Annotated in this window: 14 protein-coding genes; 6 read left to right on the top strand and 8 right to left on the bottom strand. The window is 68.7% G+C overall.

The genetic code is table 11. The features are described from left to right. On the bottom strand, positions 1–2,787 hold the full coding sequence (locus tag E0H75_RS23705) for a family 78 glycoside hydrolase catalytic domain (protein WP_131515822.1): 2,787 nt from the start codon (positions 2,785–2,787) through the stop codon (positions 1–3). 181 nt (positions 2,788–2,968) lie between these two features. On the opposite strand from E0H75_RS23705, the gene E0H75_RS23700 reads away from it, so the two are divergent. Further along, positions 2,969–3,865 carry a helix-turn-helix transcriptional regulator gene (locus E0H75_RS23700; protein ID WP_131515821.1) on the top strand — a complete coding sequence of 299 codons (897 nt, stop codon included), beginning with the start codon at positions 2,969–2,971 and terminating at the stop codon, positions 3,863–3,865. On the opposite strand, the gene E0H75_RS23695 is transcribed toward E0H75_RS23700, so the two are convergent. Beyond that, complete coding sequence (locus tag E0H75_RS23695) at positions 3,846–4,535, bottom strand: TetR/AcrR family transcriptional regulator (protein ID WP_131515820.1); 690 nt, start codon at positions 4,533–4,535, stop codon at positions 3,846–3,848. The genes E0H75_RS23700 and E0H75_RS23695 overlap by 20 nt on opposite strands. Before the next feature lie 88 nt (positions 4,536–4,623). On the opposite strand from E0H75_RS23695, the gene E0H75_RS23690 reads away from it, so the two are divergent. Beyond that, on the top strand, positions 4,624–5,871 hold the full coding sequence (locus E0H75_RS23690) for an FAD-dependent monooxygenase (protein ID WP_131515819.1): 1,248 nt from the start codon (positions 4,624–4,626) through the stop codon (positions 5,869–5,871). Here E0H75_RS23690 and E0H75_RS23685 read toward each other — a convergent pair. Both E0H75_RS23685 and E0H75_RS23680 read right to left on the bottom strand, forming a co-directional pair. Next, positions 5,790–6,248 carry a PGPGW domain-containing protein gene (locus E0H75_RS23685; RefSeq protein WP_238163231.1) on the bottom strand — a complete coding sequence of 153 codons (459 nt, stop codon included), beginning with the start codon at positions 6,246–6,248 and terminating at the stop codon, positions 5,790–5,792. The two genes, E0H75_RS23690 and E0H75_RS23685, sit on opposite strands and share 82 nt — an antisense overlap. A 36-nt stretch (positions 6,249–6,284) precedes the next feature. Beyond that, positions 6,285–8,408 carry a peptidoglycan DD-metalloendopeptidase family protein gene (locus E0H75_RS23680; protein ID WP_131515817.1) on the bottom strand — a complete coding sequence of 708 codons (2,124 nt, stop codon included), beginning with the start codon at positions 8,406–8,408 and terminating at the stop codon, positions 6,285–6,287. 177 nt (positions 8,409–8,585) lie between these two features. Between E0H75_RS23680 and lpdA the strand changes: the two genes are divergently transcribed. Further along, the gene (lpdA, locus tag E0H75_RS23675) at positions 8,586–9,983 is read left to right on the top strand and encodes a dihydrolipoyl dehydrogenase (protein ID WP_131515816.1); all 1,398 of its coding nucleotides are present in this window, start codon (positions 8,586–8,588) and stop codon (positions 9,981–9,983) included. A 155-nt stretch (positions 9,984–10,138) separates the two neighbouring features. Next, complete coding sequence (locus E0H75_RS23670; protein ID WP_131515815.1) at positions 10,139–10,429, top strand: DUF2188 domain-containing protein; 291 nt, start codon at positions 10,139–10,141, stop codon at positions 10,427–10,429. A gap of 6 nt (positions 10,430–10,435) precedes the next feature. On the opposite strand, the gene tsaA is transcribed toward E0H75_RS23670, so the two are convergent. From tsaA to E0H75_RS23650, 4 genes are read right to left on the bottom strand one after another with little or no spacing between them, the layout of a single operon-like run. After that, positions 10,436–10,849, bottom strand: coding sequence for a tRNA (N6-threonylcarbamoyladenosine(37)-N6)-methyltransferase TrmO (gene tsaA / locus E0H75_RS23665; RefSeq protein WP_131515814.1), 414 nt, complete (start codon positions 10,847–10,849; stop codon positions 10,436–10,438). Then, positions 10,846–11,601, bottom strand: coding sequence for a metallophosphoesterase (locus E0H75_RS23660; protein ID WP_131515813.1), 756 nt, complete (start codon positions 11,599–11,601; stop codon positions 10,846–10,848). Before E0H75_RS23660 ends, tsaA begins: the two co-directional genes overlap by 4 nt. 34 nt (positions 11,602–11,635) lie before the next feature. Continuing rightward, a complete protein-coding gene (locus E0H75_RS23655) occupies positions 11,636–12,013 on the bottom strand; it encodes a PstS family phosphate ABC transporter substrate-binding protein (protein ID WP_131515812.1) in 378 nt (125 codons plus the stop codon). Beyond that, the gene (locus E0H75_RS23650) at positions 11,986–12,924 is read right to left on the bottom strand and encodes a type 2 periplasmic-binding domain-containing protein (protein WP_131515811.1); all 939 of its coding nucleotides are present in this window, start codon (positions 12,922–12,924) and stop codon (positions 11,986–11,988) included. Before E0H75_RS23650 ends, E0H75_RS23655 begins: the two co-directional genes overlap by 28 nt. A gap of 120 nt (positions 12,925–13,044) precedes the next feature. Between E0H75_RS23650 and E0H75_RS23645 the strand changes: the two genes are divergently transcribed. Beyond that, complete coding sequence (locus E0H75_RS23645; RefSeq protein WP_131515810.1) at positions 13,045–14,403, top strand: dihydrolipoyl dehydrogenase family protein; 1,359 nt, start codon at positions 13,045–13,047, stop codon at positions 14,401–14,403. Between the two features lie 45 nt (positions 14,404–14,448). Further along, entirely contained in the window at positions 14,449–15,468 is a 1,020-nt protein-coding gene (locus E0H75_RS23640) for an energy-coupling factor ABC transporter permease (RefSeq protein WP_131515809.1), read from the top strand. The last annotated feature ends 10 nt before the right edge of the window (positions 15,469–15,478 follow it).

Genomic DNA, 15,478 nt, shown 5'->3' with positions numbered 1-15,478 from the left:
TCAGTTGTTGTCGAGAAGGGTTTCGAGCCGGGCTTGAAGTGCTTCGGCGCTGGGAGAGAAGCCACGCGGGCTGATGGCTTCGACCAGGTGCGCCGCGGGCTGATCGAGGTACCGCTCCAGCCGGCCGGCCAGTTCGGCGTCGTCGGTGACGACCTCGGTCTCCTGGGCCGCCGCCGAGATCTCGTCCCAGCTCGACTCGTGGTCCATCAGTTGCCGGATGCTCGCATCCACGGGCAGTGCCGGCGTCGCGGCGTACGTGTCGTCGCCGATCCACTCGTGCGTCCCGTGGCCGACCTCGACCTGCTCGTCCGCACCGGGTACGGCGACCTGTGCGCGGGCGCCGACCGGCACGGTCACCGTCAGCGTGATCCGCCCGTCGGCACGCGTCCACGAGACCGCCGCTTCGCCGTACGGGGTGAGGTGCTTGGCGGAGACGCTCGTGAGGTGCGAGGAGTACAGCGGCCGTACCACGATCGTCCGGTACCCCGGATCGCCTGGTGCGAGACCCGCGACCCGGCGGTGCATCCAGTCGGCGACCGCACCGAGGGCGTAGTGGTTGAACGACGTCATCTGTCCGGGGTTGATGCTGCCGTCGGGCAGCATGCTGTCCCAGCGTTCCCAGACCGTCGTGGCTCCCATCGTCACTGCGTACAGCCAAGAGGGGCACCCTGTCTGTAGCAGGAGGCGGTACGCGAGGTCAGGATGTCCGGAATCGGCCAGTGCGTCGGCCATCAGCGGCGTACCGACGAATCCGGTGCTGATCCGGAAGCCCGACGTACGGACGAGGTCGGCGAGACGTTCGCCGGCGCGTTGACGCTGCGCGTCGGTCGGCAGCAGCGCCCACTGCAGGGCAAGCGCGTACGTCGTTGCCGCGTCGCTCAATACGCGGCCGCCTTCGGTGGCGTACTCCGCTGCGAACGACTGCCGGACCCGTGCGGCCAGGTCGGCGTACTCGCCGGCCAGGTCCGAGTCGCCGACGACCTCCGCGGCCTTGGCAACGACCTCGGCCGAGCGGGCCAGGTGTGCGGTCGCGATGACGTCGGGGTCGGCCTTCGCCCGGAACGGGTTGTCCGGCGGCGCGGTCGGGTCGAGCCAGTCGCCGAACTGGAAGCCGCCGGACCAGAGCAGGTCACTGCCGGCCAGGTTCGCCATCTTGTCGACCCAGGCGCGCATGCTCGGCAACTGGCGGGCGAGCAGACCCGCGTCGCCGGTGCGTTCGTAGATCACCCACGGAACGATCGTTGCCGCGTCACCCCATGCCGCCGTGGCCGGGCCGTTGTGCTTGAGCACGTCCGGGATCACGAACGGCACCGAACCGTCCTTCTGCTGCTCGGCGGCCAGGTCGGCCAGCCAGTTGGTGAGGAACCCGGCGGTGTCGAACAAGAAGCTTGCGGTGGGGGAGAAGACCTGGATGTCACCGGTCCAGCCGAGCCGCTCGTCACGCTGCGGGCAGTCGGTCGGTACGTCGACGAAGTTGCCGCGCATGCCCCAGACGACGTTCTCGTGGAAGCGGTTGAGCAGCTCGTGCGACGAGTCGAACCAGCCGGTGCGGCGCAGATCCGACCCCACGACGACAGCCTCGAGGTCGTCGAGCCGGAGTTCGCTGACGCCGGTGACCTCGGCGTACCGGAAGCCGTGGAAGGTGAGCGGCGAGTCGAGGGTGACCCCGTCCGGCCCGGCCAGGACGTACGAGTCGGTGGCCTTGGCGGTCCGCAGTGGGCGTACGCCGAGTTCGCCGTTCTCGAGGACCTCGGCGTGCCGCAGGACGATCTCGTCGCCGGCCGCGCCGCCGCGGACCTTCAGACGGATCCGGCCGACGACGTTCTGGCCGAAGTCGACCAGCGTCTTGCCCGTCGGTGAACTCGTGATCTCGACGGCGGGCACGATCTCGGTGATGCGGACCGGCGGGCCGTCGGGTGCGACCAGGAGGCTCAGGTCGGCGTCGAGTACGTCGACCGCAGTGGCGTCGCCCGGTGTCCGTCGGAGGTCCGTGCGCTGGCCGTCGTACAGGTCGTCGGCGACGACGGCGCTCTCGCGTGCCATCCAGGTCTCGTCGCTGCCGAAGGTGTGGACCTGCCCGTCCGCGGTCGTGACCTCGAGCTGGGCGAGTACGGCGAGACGGTCGCCGTACAAGGAGTTCTGGCCGTGGAAGCCGAGCCGGCCGCGGTACCAGCCGTTGCCGACCAGGAACTCGAGCCGGTTCTCGCCGGACTGAACCAGGCTGGTCACGTCGTACGTCTGATAGCGGAGCCGCTGCTGGTACGCCGTCCAGCCCGGGGCCAGCTCCTCGTCGCCGACGCGTTCGCCGTTGAGCTCCGGCAGGTAGATGCCTTGGGCGGTGGCGTAGAGGCGGGCCTTGACGATGCCGTCCGGCAACTCGGCGACGCCGCTCAGCAGGGGAGCGGGGGAGCCGTAGCTGTTGCCGCGCGGACCGACGAAGCGTGCGCTCCAGTCGGCCGACGTGAGCAGACCGGCCTCGGCCGTCGCGGCCTCACTCCAGTCACTCCACTCGCCGTTCCCACGCACTCGCACCCGCACCTGCGCCGACTGCCGCGACGCGAGCGGGTCGCCCGGCCAGGGAACCAGGACCTGGTCGGGGGACTGGACCGTGTACACCTGCGCCGAGCCGGTAGTGATCTCGACCTCGTACGCCGTCTGCGTGTACTCGGCGTCCGCGGTGGGGATCTGCCACGACAGCCGCGGGGTCGCCGTACCGATGCCCAGCACGGGTCCGGCGTCGGTGCGGTGTTCGAAGCGGAGGAAAGCGGGTGCGGCGACGTTCGACATAAGACTCCAACCGGCGAGTGAAACGATTCATTGGGTGCTGCGGCGAAGCGGCTCGATGCGTTACGGATTGATGGCGGAGAGGTTTCGCCTGTCCCCCGATCCTGCGACCGATCGCCGCCGGGGGCTAGCCCGGAGTGCACTCGCGCTAGCACAAAATGCACCTTGGCCCGTATCGTGAGGCATGGCCGACGAGCCAGTGAGGACCAAAGGGACACTGCTGCACTTCGTCGAAGGGACGATCGTGCACGCGGGTCCACACCTGCACGAGGACTGCCATCCACTGCACACGCACAGCTTCTTCGAGCTGGCGTTGGTGACGGGCGGTGAAGGGGTCCACCACAGCCAGGCCGGGCGTCAGGACCTGCGCGTCGGCGACGTGGTGGTGCTGCGACCGGGTGTGTGGCACGAGTACGAGCAATGCCGTTCGCTCGAGGTCTACAACTGCTGCTTCTCGGCTGACCTGGTCCAGCGCGAACTGGCCTGGACACGCGAGGATCCCTTGCTGGGTTATCTGTTGTGGACTGGACCTTTCTCCGCGCAGCGGCGCGGAGTGCTGAGCACTCACCTCGACGACGAGACACTCACCGAGGCGCTCGGACATCTGGACGGCCTACGGCAGTTGCGCAACCAATCGGTGCGCCGGCATCGCGGTGATCTGATCGGATGGCTGTCGCTGTACCTGAGTTGTGTCGCGCGGACCGTCGGCGAACGCGACGAACTCGGTCGCCAGACGCATCCCGCCGTACTGGCCGCGATGCGGATGATGGAGGCCGAGCCGGCCCGGCCCTGGACGCTGACCGATCTGGCGCAGGAGTTGCACCTGGCGCCGGGGTATCTGGTCCGGTTGTTCAAGTCGGCGACGGGGATGCCGCCGATGGCCTACCTGTCCCGGCATCGGGTCGAGCTCGCGGCCGTTCAACTACTGCACACGGACCTGCCGATCGCCCGGATCGGAGAGGCCGTCGGGTGGCCGGATCAGAACTACTTCGCCCGCCGGTTCAAGTCCCACTACGGCCTCAGCGCAAGCACGTATCGGCAACGTTTCAATTCGCCGAAGCTCAGTCCTGCCGTGCACTGATCAGCAGTTCGAGGCCGTCAAGGATGCGGTCGAGACCGAACTCGAGTCCCTGGTTCTCCTGACCGCTCGGGGTCCGGAGTGCGGCGACGAGACTCGGGAACCGGTCCGCCTCGGCGGCGAGGATCCCGGCAAAGCCAGCGGTGAAGGTCTCCTCGGTGAGACCCTGCCGGCCGCCGGGCATGGTGGCGGTCTGCAGAGCGATCGTGCGGACGTGGCCGGACAGGACCAGGATCGAGTCGAGTTGCTCGGTGCCGTTCAGGCCGGAGCCGGTCAGGGCCTGAACCCCGCGATCGAGCCAGGCGGCCTCGTTCGGCCCCACTGGGCGGCCTCCGACGGTGGACAGCAGTAGCCACGGGTGGCGGTTGAAGCCGTCGAACAGGTCGATCGACCACGCGTGCAACGCCTCGCGCCACGACAGCCCGGGGTGCTCGGGCGGCTCGCCCATTGCCAGGTCGCTCATCACCGCGACCAGCTCGGTCTTGCCGGGCACGTAGCGGTAGAGCGCCATCTTGGTGACCGGCAGGTCGTCGGCCACGCGCTGCATGGAGACCGCGTCGAGGCCCTCGGCATCCGCGATCCGGATCGCGGCCTCCGCGATGCCGGTCAGCGTCATCGCCGGTTTCGGCCCGCGGCTCGGCGGCTGCTGCCGCCCCCAGAGGAGCTCCGTCATCGCCGTCCTTCCCAATTCGCTTGAACTGTGTCTACCATACACCTTATTGTGTCCGACAGACACAGTTAATGATGATGGAGGCAGACAGATGAAGGTTCTGGTGTCGGGTGCGAGCGTTGCGGGTCCGTCGGTGGCGCTCTGGCTGGCCCGGTGCGGTCACGATGTGACCGTGGTCGAGGTCGCGCCGGCCCTCCGGCAGGGTGGGTACGCCGTGGACTTCCGCGGTGAGGTGAACAAGGTCGTCCTGGACAAGATGGGCGTACTGCCAGATCTGCGGGCGCTGCAGACCGGCGGTACTGCGATGCGGTTCGTCGACGAGGGCGGCCGGCAGTTGATGCGGATGCCGGAGGAGTTCGCCGGCGGCGAGCTCGAAGTACTGCGGGCCGACCTGTCCCGGGTGTTCTACGAGCACAGCCGCGGGCAGGCGTCGTACCGGTTCGGTGACTCGATCGCGAGCCTGCGCGAGCATCCGGGCGGGGTCGATGTGCGGTTCGAGAGTGGGCTGGAGGAGACGTACGACCTGGTCATCGGGGCGGACGGCATGCACTCGGTCGTACGGCGGCTCGCGTTCGCGCCGGAGCAGGTGACCGAGCGGCATCTCGGCTACTACGTCGCCGGGTGGGAAGCGCCGAACACGGTCGGGATCAGCGGTGACGCGCTGCAGTACAACGTGCCCGGGAAGCTGGCGAGCGTCGGTGCCGATCGACGTGATCCCGCGCTGGTGCAGACACTGTTCGTCTTCAAGTCACCGCAGCTCAGCTACGACCGGCGCAACCTGGACGAGCAGAAGGCCATCGTCCGCGAGCACTTCGAGGACGTCGGCTGGCACGTGCCGTGGATGCTCGACGCGTTGCCCGCGGCAACGGAGATGTACTTCGACTCGATCAGCCGCGTGCACGTGGACCGCTGGTCCACCGGCCGGGTGGTGTTGCTCGGCGACGCCGGGTACGGCGCGACGTTCGGTGCGTTGGGTACGAGTACGGCGGTGATCGGCGCGTACGTGCTGGCGGGGGAGTTGGCGGAATCCCGTGGCGACTACCGGGCGGCGTTCGCGCGGTACGAAGCGCGACTGCGCAAGGCGGTGCAGACCACGCAGGACGGCAGCCGGACCGGTCAGTTCCTTGCCCCGGCGACGCAGTTCGGGATCACCGCACGGAACCGGATTCTGAACACGAGGTTCTTCATGAACCAGATGCTCAGGATGGCCCGGAAGTTCAGCAACCTGATCGAACTGCCGGCGTACCCGGCACTCGATCAGGGCAGCAGCGGCAGCCTCGCCAGGAATCTCTCCCAGGGGTCCGGGAACCAGCCAGGCACGCCCAGGACCGCCAGGTAGAGCCAGATCGCGATCAGCACGCAGATGAACAGCGCGATGGAGCCGAGCATTTTCAGCCAGGCGGGCTGCTTACCGGTCCAGGCGGTGAGCGCCTTGACCCAGTCCTTGACCTTGTAGAGCAGGCGCTGCGCCCACTCGAACTCGCTCGCGAGGACGGCGAGACCTGCGATGAACAAGGGGATCCCGCCCGGTCCCGGCAGCCACCCGGTCAGCGGCGCGGCAATGAGCAGCAACCCGCCGACCACGCCCACGCCGATCCGGTAGACGAGATGCTTCGTCGGGTTCGCCCGGATGCGCCGCCGCCACTCCCACCGGTCGTCGTCAGCGTCCAGCGTGATGTTGTGATCAGTGCGGTCGGGAGTCTTCTGCTCGGCCACACGCCCAGCGTACGTGTTGCCGAAGCTCAAGCCTGGTCAGGCACTGGCCGGTTTGCCGAATTCCCAGTGCCAGGGTTCCTCGCGGGAGCCGCCCTGCTCGGCCCAGGACGGGTGCACCCAGCCGTACGTCGCGGCGTGGTTCTTCATCCACTGGTACTGCTTGGTGCCGAACCGGTCGATGCCGCCGCACAGGTCGACCGCGACGCCCCAGCCGTGGTTCGACGTACCGGGGAGGGCGGCCAGGGACGGTTTGCGGGCGTACAGGTCGACCTGGGAGGTGTAGGAGCGGTACGAGTCGGTGATGCACAGCGTCCTGCCGAACTGGGCGCGGTAGGCGGCGGCGAGTTGCGCGTACGCCGCTGCCGCGTCGCAGCGGAGCTTGTGGCCGGAGCCGAGGCCACACAGCTTGCTGGACGGGATCATGCCGTTGCTGAAGCCGCCCCACCCGACGCTCGCCGACCCGGTGGCCAGGAACGGCATCGGGTTGACCGGGTCGCCGCCGAGCCGGACCTCGAAGTGCAGGTGTGGTCCGGTGGAGTTGCCTTCGGTGCCGACCGCACCGATCCGTTGCCCGGCCTTCACCTGCGCACCGTCGGCGACGTCGATCGCACTGAGGTGTGCGTAGAGCGTCTCGAGGCCGTTGCCGTGGTCGATCCGGACCAGGTTGCCGGCCCAGGCCGGGTGCTCGACCCGGACGACACCGGATGTCGCCGCTCGGACCGGCGTACCGACGGCGGCTGGGAAATCCTGGCCGGTGTGGATGCCAGTCGCCCACATCGAGCCGGCCTGGCCGAACGGCGTCCCGATCTCGTAGGTGCCGTCGGGCAGCGGCCAGGTCCAGGCGCCGGTGCCGATGTTGTACGACGTCGCGGTGTTGCCGCAACGGAAGGCGTACGACTCGGAGCTCGGGGTCGGGGCGATCTGCGGCTTGGCGGGCTTGCCGAGCGTCGGGCGCAGCGCGGAGTACAGGTTGTCCGGGACGGTGGTGACGACCACGGAGCCCTTGGCCTCGTCGGCGGCGATCATCTCGCCGTTGTCGAGGGCGACGCCGATGTGGACGAGGCCGAGCGACTTGCTGCCCATCACGAGCAGATCGCCGGGCTGGACCTGGGTCTTGGGCACTGCCTGGTAGTTCGGGTAGACCTTGCCGACCAGGTTGGGAAGCGTCGTGTACGGCTGCCATGCGACCCGGGCCGCGCCGAGGCAGCCGTACTTCGCGGGGCCGGTCGCGCCGACGCCGTACGGCTTGCCGAGCAGGCTGAAGGCCTGGTTGACCGCGCGGATCGTCTCGGCCGGCAACACCCGGATCGTCCGCCCGCCGGTGACGGTCGACGCCGCTCCGGGCACCGGCGCACCGGCCGCGGTCAGCGGCTTCAGGCCGGCCGGGAGCTTGGCCGGATTCTTGAGTACGGCGGCCGCCGGTGGCTTGACCTTGGCGGTGGTGAGCTCGGTCAGGTACGTCTTCCAGCGCGTGAGGGCCTGCTGGTTGCGGGCGAGCTGCAGCTGCCTGGAGAGCTCGGACGCACCGTCGAGGTCGGCGGCCTGGCCTTCCATCGCTGTGGCGGCGAACGCGGCCTTCTGCTGCACCTGCTGGCTGAGCTCCTTGGCTTTCGCGGCCGCCTCGTTCGCGACGGCCCGCTTGCCGGCGGCCTCGGACCGGGTCCGGCCCGCCTCGGACTCAGCGGCCATCGCGGTCTTGTACTGCGCGACCTGGGTGCTGCCGAGCTGGGTGATCGCGGTCTGGCGGTCGGCGATCTCCTGCAGGTTCTCCGCGACCGGGGCGAGCGACCAGAGCATCGACTCCGCACCCATCACGGTCGGGATGCCGAGCTGGTAGGCCTGCGCGGTCAGCAGGCCGAGCCGGCGGCGCTGCTCGTCGGCCCTGCCCTTCGACGCGGCCGCGGCGGTCTCGGCCTTCTTGGCGGCGGCCTCAGCGGTCTGCGCCGCCTTGAGAGCGTTGGTGTAGGCGATGGTCGCCTTGGCGAAGTCGGCCTGGACGGCGGCGGCCTCGGCCTGCAGCTCCTCCAGGGTCCGGTTGACGTCCGTCACCGACGCGGGTGGCGGTGGGGTCGGGTCATCGGCGTACGCCGGCAGTGCGACCACTGCCAGCAGCGTGCCGAGTGCTGCCAATCGCAGCCCCCGACGGTTCCCCACAACCATCAGGCCCCCATTCGTCTCGCCTCACGCGCGCGGAGGGAGACGGACCCCCGCGCCAGGCCAGCGTAGGCGGCAAACGCTCCGGACGAAACCCTCGTCTACAGAACGTGACCATGAGGCGTGCCACAGAGCCCGCAGGTGGTGTCGGATCGATTGGAGTGACCGATTAAAGTTCACTTCATGGCCTCGCACTTTGACGTTGTTGTCCTCGGCGCGGGTCCGGGTGGGTACGTCGCGGCGATCCGCGCCGCCCAGCTCGGGCTCAAAACCGCCATCATCGAGAAGAAGTACTGGGGCGGTGTCTGCCTGAACGTGGGCTGTATCCCGTCCAAGGCGCTGCTGCGCAACGCCGAGCTCGCGCACATCTTCCGGGCGGAGGCGAAGACCTTCGGAATCAGCGGCGAGGTGAGCTTCGACTTCCCGACCGCGGTGCAGCGCAGCCGCAAGGTGGCGGACGGCCGGGTCAAGGGCGTCCACTTCCTGATGAAGAAGAACAACATCACCGAGTTCGAGGGCTGGGGCTCGTTCACCGACGCCAACACCCTCGACGTGACGCTGAACGACGGCTCGTCGGAGACCGTCACGTTCGACAACTGCATCCTGGCCACCGGCGCGACCACCAAGCTGCTGCCGGGCACGCAGCTGAGCGACCGCGTGGTGACCTACGAGGAGCAGATCCTCACCGAGGAGCTGCCGGGCTCGATCGTCATCGCCGGCGCCGGCGCGATCGGCGTCGAGTTCGCCTACGTGCTGGCCAACTACGGCGTGAAGGTGACGATCGTCGAGTTCCTGGACCGGATCGTCCCGCTCGAGGATCCCGAGGTGTCCAAGGAGCTGGCCCGGGCGTACAAGAAGCTCGGCGTCGACCTGCTCACCTCGACCAGGGTCGACTCGATCGACGAGTCCGGCGAGAAGGTCAAGATCACCGTCACGGGCAAGGACGGCAACCAGCAGACGCTGGAGGCCGACAAGGTGCTGCAGGCGATCGGCTTCCAGCCGCGCGTCGACGGCTACGGCCTGGACAAGATCGGTGTCGCGCTGACCGAGCGCGGCGCGGTCGGCATCGACGGCTTCTGCCGGACCAACGTGCCGAACATCTTCGCCATCGGCGACGTGACCGCGAAGCTGATGCTCGCGCACGCGGCCGAGGCGATGGGTGTGGTCGCGGCCGAGACCATCGCCGGGCACGAGACGATGGAGCTCGACTACGCGATGATCCCGCGGGCGACGTTCTGCCAGCCGCAGATCGCCAGCTTCGGCTACACCGAGGAGGAGGCCCGCAAGCTGGGCCACGACGTCAAGGTCGCGAAGTTCCCGTTCACCGCGAACGGCAAGGCGCACGGCCTCGGCGACCCGACCGGTTTCGTCAAGGTGATCAGCGACGCCAAGTACGGCGAACTCCTCGGCGGCCACCTGATCGGCCCGGAGGTCACCGAACTGCTGCCCGAGCTGACCCTGGCACAGAAGTGGGACCTGACCACCAAGGAACTGGCCCGCAACGTGCACGCCCACCCGACCCTGAGCGAGGCCCTGCAGGAAGTGTTCCACGGCCTCGAGGGCCACATGATCAACTTCTGATCTTCGCTTGCAGGCAAGCCCTCCGGACCACGCGGTCCGGAGGGCTTCGTCGTTCGGGACCCAGGTCCTGAAGGTCGAGGACTTTCGGCCGCAGTGCCGGACCGGGGCCGGGTGATGAACTTCGGTGGCGGGATTCCTAGCTGAAGGCAGGCCGGATGACATCGTTTGACCTCACCGAACCAGACAGCACCTACGAGCTGCACGCGGATGTGGAGACCTACCACCAGGGCGGCACGTGGTACACGCGGCGGTGTGACAGCCCCGAGCCGTTCGCCTCCGGGGCGAGCCGGCTGCGGCTGATCGCGATCGGCGTCGAGGTCGCCCGCTGGAACGGCCTGCGCCATGTCATCCGTGACCCCGACGGCACCATCGCCGAGATCAACACCTACCTCACCGGCCCGTACCCGAGCCGCGCGCCGACCGGGCACCAACGCGTCCGGGGCTGAGCCGTCTCACCGCTCGGTGATGTCGCCGAGAACGGGTTTGACGTCGACGATGGGGGTGCCGTCGATGGCTTCCAGGTGATCGACATGCAGGCGCAGCCCGTCGGTCGCCAGGATCGTGACGCGGTGCAGGCCGAGCGGGTTCGGGCGGTCGGGGGAGCGGGTGCTGAACACGCCGGTCGCCGGACGGGACAGGTCGCCGCGAGGATGAACAGTGAGGACGTCGCGGTCGGAGCGATCGAACCAGCTGATCAGGATCACCTCGTCGCCCGGCGCGAGGTCATGGAGGGCGGCGCGGACGGACTCGTCGAACACGACCCACGCGTCCGGTGCGCCTTCGTCGCCCTGGCGTGGGGCCTCCTCACGGGTTGCGAGTGACGACTCGACCCGTCCGACCGGCCGGAGCACGAGGTCGCCGGTCACAGCGGGAACCTGTAGACGGTCTGCAGCGGCTCGCCCGGGAGGTGGACGTGGAGGGCGAGGCCTGGATGGGCGGTGGGATCGACGACGCCGGTGCCCGAGATCGGTGGCTCGAAGGGGAGCGGAATGGTGGAGCGGATGCCGGGCGCGCCGAGGACAGGGTGGCCGGCGAACGTCGTGACGATCGGGTTGTGCACGTGACCGGTGAGGATCGCGGTGACGGTCTTCCCGGTCAGGACCGTCTCGAGGCCCTCACGATCGTGGAGCATCCACTGGTCCATGACAGGGTGGTGCAGCTCGAGCGGTGGATGATGCATCGCCACGAACACCGGCCCGTCGAAGGGCTCCCGCAGTACGCCGTCCAGCCAGGTGAGGGAGTCGTTGGACAGCAGCCCGTGGTCTTCACCGGGCACCGTGCTGTCGACGAGGACGAATCGCGCACCGGCCGCTTCCTTGACCTGATGCACCGGATGCCCGTCGTCCGGTGAGTCGACGTACGACGCCAGTCCGGCGCGAAGCGGCGTACTCACGTCATGGTTGCCCGGCAGCATGAGCACAGGGATGTCCGTCGACAGCTCGGCCGCGACTTCGGCGTACTCGGACTCCAGGCCGTGGTCGGCCAGGTCGCCGGTGACGAGGATGACGTCGACCGGCCGGGTGAAGGACTTCAGGTACGACGTGATCCGCCGGAGCCGCGATCGTGGCTCGTCCGAACCGTCGAGATGCGGGTCGCTCAGGTGTGCGATGACGATCATCTCCGCAGACTAACCACAGAACCCCGGCGGGAGATCACCGCAGGGCACGAGGCCGCTGCGTTCGAGGATCGGGCGGGCCTGCGGCGAGCGTACGTACTCCAGGAAGGTCGCGGTCAGCGACCCGGTCTCCGACAGCTTGTAGGTACTTCGCGGCCGCGGCGTCGTCGTCCGTGCGGCAGTCGTCGGAGGTGATCCCGAGCTCCTGATCTCCGCCGAGCACCTTCTCCCGGAACACCCGTCGCGACCCCGAGTCCGGGCCGACCCGGCTGACCATCCGGATCGGCAGATCCTTGCCGCCGACGTCCTTCCAGTTGGTGATCTGACCGTTGTAGATCGCCCGCAGTTGCGCGGTGGTCAACGATGTCACCGCGGCCGACCGGTTGATCACCACGGCGAACACGACCACCGCCATCGGTCCCCGCGGAGCGTGGGCGCGTCCTCGGCCGGGCCGTCCGACATGGCGATCACCTTGCTCGCAGCGGTCCCGTCCTGCGCACCCAGACCGCTGAGGCTGCGCACGCCGCTGCGGCTGCCGTTCGCCGCGATCGTGATGTCGGCCTGGGTGCAGTCGGTCACGTACGCACTGCGCAGCTCGGTCATCGTCGGCTCCACCGCGGTCGACCCGATCACCCGCAACTGTCCCGACTCGCAGTCGTCCGGCGGCTGCAGTACGTCGACCAGGAAGAACGCGACCAGCGCGCCGACCAGCACCAGCGTGGTCGCACCGAACATCAACGTACGGCGACCCGGCCCGCGCGGCCGTGGTTCGTGGTAGACCCCGCCACCGGTCGACCCGCCGGCCAGATAGCCGGAGTGGGCGACGTCGCGGCCCCTCCCGGACAGCACCAGCAGGAACTTGAAGTGGTCGCCGCGGTTGATCGCGATCCGGGGCACCACGAGCTTCTCGGTGTCAACGTAGTCGGCCGGGTTCATCCGGCTCTCCAGCATCTTGCCGAGCGAGTCCGGCTGCGACTCGACCACCTTCATCCGGACGATCTTGCGGTCCGGGAACACGAACGACACCTTGTCCTGCATGTCGCGCGCGTCGATGTCGGTGCCGCCGGCGTTGTCCAGCCGCAGCAGCACGATGCTGGGATCCTGGACCACCGTGCCCTGGTGGACCACCTCGACGTCGACCATTTCCCGGGCGCGGTTCTGCTTCGGGTGCACCCCTATCTGCGCATCCACCTGGACCCGGTAGACGAGCCGTTTGCGGCGCAACAGATAGCGGTCGAGCAGCCAGACGATCGAGGTGCCGAACAGGGTGACGGCGGCGATGACGGTCTCGATGTTGATACTGCCGAACCCAGAGAAATCGAACAACGTGTCCCCACTTCCACGAGTTCTGCAGCGTAGGTGCCCGCGGTGAACGCTTGCTTACCGCGCGGTGACACGCAGGCTCGGAGCTTGGCCGGTTCCGGTCCCTTCTGCGAGATTGTCCGCATGGCTGAACAGGTGGACGTGGTCGTGGTGGGACTGGGTGTTGGCGGCGAGGAGACCGCCGGGCGATTGGCACAGGCAGGGCTGCGCGTGGTCGGGATCGAGTCCCGGCTGGTCGGCGGCGAGTGCCCGTACTACGGCTGCATCCCGAGCAAGATGATGATCCGGGCCGCGAACCTGATCGCCGAGACCCGCCGGGTCGACGGCATGGCCGGTACGGCGTCGGTCCAGCCGGACTGGGCGCCGGTGGCCAAGCGGATCCGCGCGGAGGCGACCGACAACTGGAACGACAAGGTCGCGGTGGACCGGCTGGTCAGCAAGGGCGCGACGGTGCTGAAGGAGCGCGGCACGATCACCGGCCGGAACACGGTCCGGGCCGGCGACCGCGAGTTCGAGGCGACCCGCGGCATCGTGATCGCGACCGGCACGATACCGGCCGTCCCGCCGATTGACGGTCTGGCGGGTACGCCGTACTGGACGAACCGGGAGGCGATCGAGGCGGACACGCTGCCGGTCTCGATGCTGGTGCTCGGCGGCGGCGCGATCGGGATGGAACTGGCGCAGGCGTTCGCCCGGTTCGGATCCCAGGTCAGCGTGATCGAGGGCGCCGCCGAGGTGCTGTCGATGGAGGAGCCGGAGTCCGGCGTACTGGCCCGCGAGGCGCTCGAGCGTGACGGCGTCACCTTCCACACCGGCGTGCACGCCAAGCAGGTCGGGTACGCCGGGAACACGTTCACCGTCACGCTGGACAACGGGTCGGTGGTCAGCGGTGAGAAGTTGCTGGTGGCAACGGGACGCCGGATCGCGACCGACGAGCTCGGCCTGGACCAGCTCGGGCTCGACCCGAAGGCCCATCGGATCGAGGTGGACGGCCACGTCCGGGCCGGCGACAAGGTGTGGGCGATCGGCGATGTCACCGGTGTCGGCGTGTTCACCCACAACGCGATGTACCAGGCTGACATCGCTGTCCGCGACATCCTCGAGGAGCCGGACGCACCGACCGCGAGCTACCACGCGATGCCGCGGGTGACGTTCACCGATCCGGAGATCGGCGCGGTCGGGCTGACCGAGAAGCAGGCGCGCGAGGCTGGGCTCGACGTCCGGACCGGGTCGACCCCGATCCCGGCGTCGACCCGCGGCTGGATCCACAAGGCCGGCAACGAGGGCTTCATCAAGGTGGTCGCCGACAACGAGCGTGGTGTCCTGGTCGGCGCGACCAGTGCGGGCCCGACCGGTGGCGAGGTGCTCAGCGCACTGGCGGTTGCCGTGCATGCGGCCGTTCCTGTGCACTCTCTGCGACAGATGATTTACGCATATCCGACATTCCATCGGGCGATCGGCGAAGCACTGAAGGCTTTGTGACATTGCTTGTTGCGATTCGGTCGCAACTAGCTCACCATTGTTCAGGTGCATGTACCTGACGGCTTCTTCGACGCCCCGACGTCCGTCGCGACCGGTCTGATCGCGGCCGGTGCGGTCGGCTTCAGCCTGCAACGAGCCAACCGCGAGATCCGCGAGACCGGACCGGCCCTGGCCGGGCTGACCGCGGCCTTCGTGTTCGCCGTGCAGATGGTGAACTTCCCGGTCGGCGCGGGGACCAGCGGGCACCTGCTCGGTGGTGCGTTGGCTGCGGCGTTGGTCGGGCCATGGTCCGCCGTACTGGTGATGTCGACGGTGCTGCTGGTCCAAGGGTTGCTGTTCGCGGATGGCGGGCTGACCGCTCTCGGTACGAACATCACCCTGATGGGTCTGATCACGGTTCTGGTCGGCTACTTCCTGACGCGTGCCGTGCTGAAGGCGTTGCCGCGCCGGGTCGGCAGCGTCGTGCCTGCGGCCACGGTCGGCGCGCTCGTGTCCGTCCCGGTCGCCGCGTTGGCCTTCACCGGGTTGTACGCGATCGGTGGCGCGGTCGATATTCCGCTCAGCAAGCTCGCGACCGCGATGGTCGGCTGGCACATTCTGGTCGGCATCGGCGAGGCCGTGATCACCGCAGCGGTGCTGGGCGCGGTTGTCGCGACCCGCCCTGATCTCGTGTACGCCGCGCGCCACCTGCAGCAGGATCTCGTCCTGGTCGATGCCGACGGCAACACTTCGACCGTCTCACCGGACCGGCCGATCGCTGCCAAGCCGGCCGGCCGTTCGCTCGGTGTCGGCATCGCGGTCACGCTGGTGGTGGCGGGCGGTCTGAGCCTGTTCGCGAGCGCGCATCCGGACGGGCTGGAGTTCGTCGGCGCGAAGCTGGGCTTCGAGACCGCCGCCAAGTCGTCCGCGGCCGCGGGCAGCCCGCTGGCCGACTACGGCGTCAGCGGCATCGGCAACTCCGAGGTCTCCGGCGCCCTGGCCGGCATCATCGGCGTACTGGTCACGATCGTGCTCGGCCTGGCTCTCGCCAAGCTGGCCTCACTCCGGGCGAACAAGGCGTCGTGAGCGGCGACGG

It is taken from the genome of Kribbella capetownensis (assembly GCF_004331485.1).
Taxonomy (GTDB): domain Bacteria; phylum Actinomycetota; class Actinomycetes; order Propionibacteriales; family Kribbellaceae; genus Kribbella; species Kribbella capetownensis.
This window is presented reverse-complemented; position numbering and strand designations above follow the sequence as displayed.